We start from the raw sequence: 6,601 nt of genomic DNA on the forward strand, positions 1-6,601 counted from the left end.
CCCGACTCCGCCAGGACCTTCGTGATCGCCGCCGTCAGCGACGTCTTGCCGTGGTCGACGTGACCGATCGTGCCGATGTTGCAGTGCGGCTTGGTGCGAGCAAACTTCTCTTTGGCCATCGTCACATTCCTAAAACAAAGTCACATGAGCGGTCGCCCAGGGCGGCGCTCGAGGTGTCGAGCCGGGCGAAAGACGCCGCCCGGATAGAGGCTCGGCGTCAGATGATCAAGGGATGATGATTGTGGAGGCCGAATCGAGCCTGCGGCGTGGTCGTCCGGCCAAGGTCCGGCTCCCGTCTTCGATGCGGGGTCAAACCGTCCCGCAGGCCAGGAACTGCGCGCCGAGCGGTATCCGGCCGATGGCCTTCTCGACACCGGGCACCCATCCCCGCCGGAACGGGAAGGCCAGGAAGTGTCGGCTGCGAATGTCCCGCAGCCCTCGTTCCGCGAGGAGCGCCCGGGTCTCGCGGGCGCCGAGCAGGACGGCGTCGTGATCGAAGGGACAGCGCGACACCGCGAGGCGCGTCAGCGGGTTCCACGGGTTGTGCTCGATGATCGCCACGAGCCCGCCCGGGCGGGTGACGCGCCGCATATCGGCCAGCAGGCCGGGACGCTCCGCGACGGGGACGTGATGGAAGACGCAGACGGCCAGCGTCGCGTCGAACGCTCGGTCCTCGAAGGGCAAGGTGCCGCCCTCCTGGAGGCGGTAGCGGTTGCCGGGGTTCTCGCTCTCCGCACGGGCCACGGATTCCGGCGAAGGATCGGTGCCGGCCATCCCCGAGACGATGCCGGCAAGGCGGCGATGGAGGAGGCCGACGCCGCAGCCGACATCGAGGAGCGACGGGCGGGAGGTCCCGAAATGCCGGCCGAATACGTCCGCGAGCAGATCGGCCTTCGCGTCCAGGAAGAAGCCGTGTCCGAGCCCGGAAAAGGCGATGGAATCCTGGACGACCGCATCGTAGCTCGTGCGGTACGCGTCGAAGGCGCTGGTCATGCCGCAATCCTCGATGTCGCGTCCTGCTCGTCCTCCGGGAACCCCACCGCCCGGCCGACCACGTAGAGGGGGCGCTTCTTCACCTCGGTATGGATGCGTCCGACATAGAGGCCGACGATGCCGGTCATCAGCAGGTTCATGCCGGCCAGGAACGAGACGAGGACGACGATGGAGGCCCATCCACTGACCAGGGCCGGGTCGTAGAGGGCGCGCACGGCGATGTAGAATCCGTAAGCCAGCGCGAAGAGGGACACCCCCGTGCCGGCCCAGAGGGCGAAGCGGAGAGGGATGTCGGAGAAGCCGACGATGCCGTCGAAGGCGAGCCGCAGCATCTTCGACCAGCCGTATTTGGTCTGGCCCAGGGTCCGCGAGAGACGGTGGAACGGCACGGCGGTCTGGCGGAAGCCCATCCAGCTGAACATGCCGCGCACGAACCGGTCGCGTTCGGGCATGGCGAGGAAGGCGTCGAGGGCCTTGCGGTCGACGAGGCGGAAATCGCCCACGTCGGCCGGGATGTCGATGGCGGTGAGCGCCCGGATGAGGCGGTAGAACAGGCCGGCGGTCCAGCGCTTGAAGCGGCTCTCGCCCTCCCGGCTCAGGCGCCTCGCATAGACGATCTCGTAGCCCTCGCGCCATTTGGCGGCGAGCTCGAGGACGACCTCCGGCGGGTCCTGAAGGTCGGCATCCATCACCACGACGGCGGCGCCCGCGGCGCGCTCCATCCCGGCGGTGATGGCGACCTGATGACCGAAATTCCGCGACAGGGCGAGATAGCGATAGCGCGGATCGTCCTTGGCGCGGCCGGCGGCGACGATGCCCGTCATGTCGGTGCTGCCGTCATCGACGATGATCACCTCCGCCGGCCCGTCGAGCTTGGCGAGGAGCTGGTCGAGGCGGTGCAGCAGCACCGGCAGCACGACCTCCTCGTTGAAGACGGGAACGACGAGGCTGTAGGTCGGCGTGCCGATCTGCGCCGAGGGAGATGTCACGGTCATGCGTGTCGCCGGCGGACGGAAGGTCCGGTCGGCGGAAGTCTAGCGCCGCATGATTAAGGCCATTCTAACCGGGCGGCGCGAGACGCCTCCTGCCCGCCTACGGATCGGTATCCACGGCCGTGGCGGCGGAGCGTCGGTCGGTCGTTCCCTCGAGGAAGCGGCCGCCGAAGAGCCCGTTGAGGCCGACCACGATGAGGACGGCCACGAGATGCACGGCGAGATCCGTCGCGGTGGCGTCGTGAGGATGGAACGGCACCAGAAGCGCCGCCGCGGCCGCCGCGACCGCGAGCCCCCCCAAGGCCGCCGTGAGTCCGGGGTTCAACGGGCAGGCCCGGCGCAGCATCGTGACCAGCAGGACCGAGAGCGGCAGCGAGACGCCCATCAGAAAGACGAAGCAGCCGCGCATCTCCCCGGCTTCGGCGAGATTCGAAGCCGGAGCGAGCCAGGCCCGCAGGCAGCCGAGCCCGCTGACGCCGAGCCACAGGACGAGGGGCGGGATCGGCAGCAGGGCCCAGGCCCGGCTGCGGCCCGGCACGCTGCTCTGGAAGGCGGCGAAGGCCGCAGCCACGCTCGTCAGGATCGCGCCGAGCGCGGCATAGCGAAGATCCGGAACGCCGAGACGCGCTTGCATGGCGGCGGCATCCGACAGGGGCAGAAGGAGAATACCCAGGCCGAGCACGGCGGAGATCCAGGCGAAGGCCCGCCATCCCGGCCCGGGCAGCGGGCGGATCGGCGCGAGCGACCGGGCCAGTTCCTCGACGAGACGTTCGTGTCTGGCGGGATCAGACATCCGAACCCTCCTTGCCGGATGAGAGAGAGGCACGCAGCGCCTTGAGGGCTCGATGGAAATTGACCTTCAGCGCCGTCTTGGTCCTCCCGGTGAGGAGGGAGGCCTCGTCGAGCGAGAGCTCGCGCAGGGCGATGTGCTCGATCGCTTCGCGCTGCCCCGGGGGAAGATGGGCGACGGCCTGGACCAAGGCCCGGCGACGGTCGCGCTCATCCAGATCGTGCCCCGGCAGGGGGCCATCGTCGGCGCGTGTCTCGTAGGCGATCGCGTCGTCGACCTCGCGCGGCCGGCGGCTGCCCTGGCGCAGGGCATCGATGGCGCGCCGGTGGGCGATGGCACGGAGCCAGGGCAGGAAAGGCCGGGCGGGGTCGTAGCTCGCCCGCGCCTGGTGGATCGTCAGCAGGGTCTCCTGAACCACGTCGTCGATGCCCGTGCCCTGGACACCCTTGGACCTCGCCATCGCGGAAACGACGGGAACGCAGTCGCGCAGGAGCGCACGGTAGGCTGCGGCATCGCCGTTCTGAGCCGCCTGCATCGCGGCCGACAGCGAGGCCTCGCCGGACGATGCCATCGATCGTGCGGGCATGGTCGCGATGCTTCCGGAATCGGCAGGCCGAGCCTGCAGGACGGACAGGCGGCCCGAATGCGCCGCCTGCGCCAGGCTCACGGACGAGACCCTAAGTCGTCGCCGCGGGCTTGGCCACACCGCCCTTCGCCCGTGAGTCCGCGCCCGTGGCATCGGCGGCAAGGGACGACGGACACGGTGTGGGCGAGAAAGCTCATGGGACGCGGTCCTTCGTCGTGGCACCGGGTTCTGCGGCGGCCATGAGAAGGATTTCGGTGATCGCCCTCCCCCGGTTACGCGTCCCGGACCGGAATCCGATCATTGGGCCGACGCACCTCCGAAATCCGACGGGAGCGATGGGTTTGTCAGGTCGAGGAAAGACGAGGGGACGACCGGTTCTTCGATGCCTGTCCGCCGATGCGTCTCTTCGACGAGACTGCTCCGATGCGAAAATACAAATGTCGATCTTTGCAAGAGTAGACAGGCCTCCGGCGCACCAAGGGTGCCCCTTGCATGGGTACTTCCCTGTCCGCTCCATGACAGTCCTGTGGACCACTCAGATATACCAGGCTCTTCCCGAGTGAACCTGGAACTGACCGCCCACGCATTGGTTGAAGGCTGGGCCGTGGCCCGGTCCATGAAGCTATTGGAGCCACAGTGACACTCGGCGTCGACAGGTACGAACTCCGGCAGATCATCGCCGGCCTCAGCGAGGGCGTGATCCTGGTCGAGCCGGACCAGACCATCGCCTATGCCAACGAGGCGGCCCTGGCGATGCACGGGGCGGAATCCGTGAACGAGCTCGGAGAGACCGTCGACGTCTATCGCGAGCGCTTCTCCCTGCGCTACCGCAACAACCGCACGCCCAATCAATACCCGATCGAGCGCGTCGTTGCGGGTGAGACGTTCCACGACGTGGTCGTGGAGGTCACGCGCACCGACGAGCCGGACGTCACCTTCGTCCATTCCTTGCGCAGCCTCGTGGCCACCGATCGCGACGGCAATCCCAGTTGCCTCGCACTGATTCTCAAGGACGTCTCGGATCAGTTCGAGGCCGAGGACCGCTTCGAGAAGACGTTCAACGCGAATCCGGCCCCGGCGGTGATCTGCCGGCTCGCGGACCTGCGACACGTCAAGGTGAATCTCGGCTTCCTCGAGATGACGGGGTACACCCGCGATGCCGTCATCGGCCGCAGCGTCTACGAGGTCGATGTCCTGGCGGGCGCCCGCAGCCGGGATCTGGCCATCTCGCGCCTGAACGAAGGCGGCACCATCCCGCAGATGGAAGCCTGTCTCGATCTGCCCGATGGCGGCGTGCGCCACGTCATCGTCGCCGGCCAGCCGATGGAGTTTGGCGAAGAGCCGTGCATGCTCTTCACCTTCGCCGATCTCGAATTGCGTCGGAAGGCCGAGATGGCCTTGCGTCAGAGCGAGGAGCGCTTCGCGAAGGCCTTCAGCCTCACCCCCGTGCCGACGGTGCTCGCGCGGGCGAACTCTTTCGCCATCACCGGGGTGAACGAGGCCTTCACCCGAGTCTTCGGCCATTCCGCCGAGACTGTCGCCGGGCGCTCACCGGCGGAACTCGGGCTCTGGGTCCACGATGCGGCCCGCGAGAAGTTCGAGAGTGCCGTGGCCATGACCGGCTACGTCCTCGGGCTCGAAGTCTGCCTGCAGCACGAGGATGGGACCAGCCTCGATTGTCTCGTCTCCGCCGAGCGGGTCGAGATCGGGGACGACATCTACGCACTCCTCGTCCTGCAGGACATCACCGAGCGCAAGCGCGGCGAGCGTGACCTGTTCGAGGCCATCGAGACCGTCATGGCCGATACCTCCTGGTTCAGCCGGGGGCTCATCGACAAGCTCGCCAACCTGCGTCGGCCGGGCGGCGAGCACAAGGATTCCGTCTCGCCGAACATGACGGTCCGCGAGCGGCAGATTCTCGATCTCATCTGTTCGGGGCTCGGTGACGATGCCATCGCCAAGCGCCTGACCCTGTCGCGCAACACGGTCCGGAATCATGCCGCCGCCCTCTACCGGAAACTGGGCGTGCACAAGCGATCCGAGGCCATCGTCTGGGGGCGCAACAATGGCTTTCCTGCGGGCTCTGCCGGTTAAATAAAATCGCTCTACCAGTACGAATGCATCATTGATCGGTGGTCGGCAGGCGCCAACTGAGGTGCTGAGCTGCAAGACATGGTGTCAGGCCGATCCGGTATTCGAAGCGATTCATGAGCGTTTTCAAGTCCGCAATCGCGGCTGAAACGCTCAATGGCTCGGTATAAGAAGCCGTCGGCAAGCTGATCGGTGATCAAAACGCGGTGAGCGAAGGACGATCTCAGCAAAAACTACCGAAGTCCACAGTGAAACCCAAGAGCGTTTCCGAGACTTAGGGTGAGGCTGACGGCGCCGGACATCGTCCGGTCGAGATTTTACAGATACAGGAGTGAACATCATGGTCGATACCAATCGGATCACCGGGGCCGCGAAAGAACTCGGCGGCAAGATCCAGGGCGCGGTCGGCGACCTGACCGGTTCGAACCGCAACTCGGTCGAGGGCCGGGCGCGCGAAGTCCAGGGCACGGCCGAGAACCTCTATGGACGGGCGAAGGACGCCGTCGGCGACGCCGCAGACTACGCCGCTGACGCTGCCCGCGATGTCGGCGGACGCATCCGCGACGCCGTCGACGATGTCGCCGGGTCCGACGGACGCGAGATCAAGGCCCGCGCACGCCAGGCGCAGGACGCGGCGGGCGACACCTATGAGCGCGCGGAGCGATCCGTCCGCAATGCCGGCCGCGAGGCTTACGACTACGCCGATGACGCCTATGAGAACGGTGGCCGGTATCTGCGCCAGGGTGGCAGCGAGGTGACCCATCAGGTCGCCGAGCACCCGGTGGCCGCCCTGCTCGTGGCTGGCCTCCTCGGCTACGGCATCGGTCTTCTCATCCACGGCCGCGACTGAACGTCCGCCGCGCCACCCCTCCCCCTTCATCTTCCCCCGCTCGGACTACCGAATTCTTCGGACTACCGACGACCCCGGAGCTCTGCCACGTGTCTTCTTCCTCCAGCATCCCGACGTCGCCGATCGTCGCCGGTGATACCCGCACCGTCCTGCTGAACCAGGTGTCCTGGGGCGCGATCTTCGCCGGCGCGGTCACSGCSCTGGTGACCCAGGTCGTCCTCAACATGGTCGGCGTCGGCATCGGCCTGTCCAGCGTCGGAGCGAACGCCGCCGACAACCCGGCCGCCTCGACCCTGTCG

General features: G+C 67.3%; 7 protein-coding genes and 1 pseudogene. 3 read left to right on the forward strand and 5 right to left on the reverse strand.

Annotated features, from left to right (window positions below):
- The 5 genes from ASF08_RS24200 to ASF08_RS14865 form a co-directional block, all read right to left on the reverse strand.
- Positions 1 to 119 (reverse strand): GTP-binding protein (locus ASF08_RS24200; protein ID WP_244474518.1); only part of this gene is annotated, 119 nt, incomplete at its 3' end.
- Between the two features lie 190 nt (positions 120 to 309).
- Complete coding sequence (locus ASF08_RS14850) at positions 310 to 993, reverse strand: class I SAM-dependent methyltransferase (RefSeq protein WP_056146690.1); 684 nt, start codon at positions 991 to 993, stop codon at positions 310 to 312.
- Entirely contained in the window at positions 990 to 1,988 is a 999-nt protein-coding gene (locus ASF08_RS14855) for a glycosyltransferase family 2 protein (protein WP_056146692.1), read from the reverse strand. The genes ASF08_RS14850 and ASF08_RS14855 overlap by 4 nt, the downstream gene beginning before the upstream one ends.
- A gap of 97 nt (positions 1,989 to 2,085) precedes the next feature.
- Positions 2,086 to 2,778, reverse strand: a complete 693-nt coding sequence (locus ASF08_RS14860) for an NrsF family protein (RefSeq protein WP_056146694.1) — start codon at positions 2,776 to 2,778, stop codon at positions 2,086 to 2,088.
- A complete protein-coding gene (locus ASF08_RS14865) occupies positions 2,771 to 3,361 on the reverse strand; it encodes an RNA polymerase sigma factor (RefSeq protein WP_244474546.1) in 591 nt (196 codons plus the stop codon). The genes ASF08_RS14860 and ASF08_RS14865 overlap by 8 nt, the downstream gene beginning before the upstream one ends.
- A gap of 636 nt (positions 3,362 to 3,997) precedes the next feature.
- Between ASF08_RS14865 and ASF08_RS14870 the strand changes: the two genes are divergently transcribed.
- The 3 genes and pseudogenes from ASF08_RS14870 to ASF08_RS14880 all read left to right on the forward strand — a co-directional run.
- A complete protein-coding gene (locus tag ASF08_RS14870; RefSeq protein WP_056146696.1) occupies positions 3,998 to 5,455 on the forward strand; it encodes a helix-turn-helix transcriptional regulator in 1,458 nt (485 codons plus the stop codon).
- Between the two features lie 337 nt (positions 5,456 to 5,792).
- Positions 5,793 to 6,302, forward strand: coding sequence for a CsbD family protein (locus ASF08_RS14875; RefSeq protein ID WP_056146700.1), 510 nt, complete (start codon positions 5,793 to 5,795; stop codon positions 6,300 to 6,302).
- 89 nt (positions 6,303 to 6,391) lie between these two features.
- Positions 6,392 to 6,601, forward strand: a pseudogene (locus tag ASF08_RS14880) (PhnA-like protein); the annotation flags it as partial.

The organism is Methylobacterium sp. Leaf85, assembly GCF_001422125.1.
In the GTDB taxonomy this organism is placed as follows: domain Bacteria; phylum Pseudomonadota; class Alphaproteobacteria; order Rhizobiales; family Beijerinckiaceae; genus Methylobacterium; species Methylobacterium bullatum.

What these genes read in the sequence shown, in the direction of transcription:
- ASF08_RS14865 (WP_244474546.1), bottom strand. Translation starts at nt 3,361, where the DNA reads ATGCCCGCACGATCGATGGCATCGTCCGGCGAGGCCTCGCTGTCGGCC.
- ASF08_RS14850 (WP_056146690.1), bottom strand. Translation starts at nt 993, where the DNA reads ATGACCAGCGCCTTCGACGCGTACCGCACGAGCTACGATGCGGTCGTC.
- ASF08_RS14855 (WP_056146692.1), bottom strand. Translation starts at nt 1,988, where the DNA reads ATGACCGTGACATCTCCCTCGGCGCAGATCGGCACGCCGACCTACAGC.
- ASF08_RS14860 (WP_056146694.1), bottom strand. Translation starts at nt 2,778, where the DNA reads ATGTCTGATCCCGCCAGACACGAACGTCTCGTCGAGGAACTGGCCCGG.
- ASF08_RS14875 (WP_056146700.1), top strand. Translation starts at nt 5,793, where the DNA reads ATGGTCGATACCAATCGGATCACCGGGGCCGCGAAAGAACTCGGCGGC.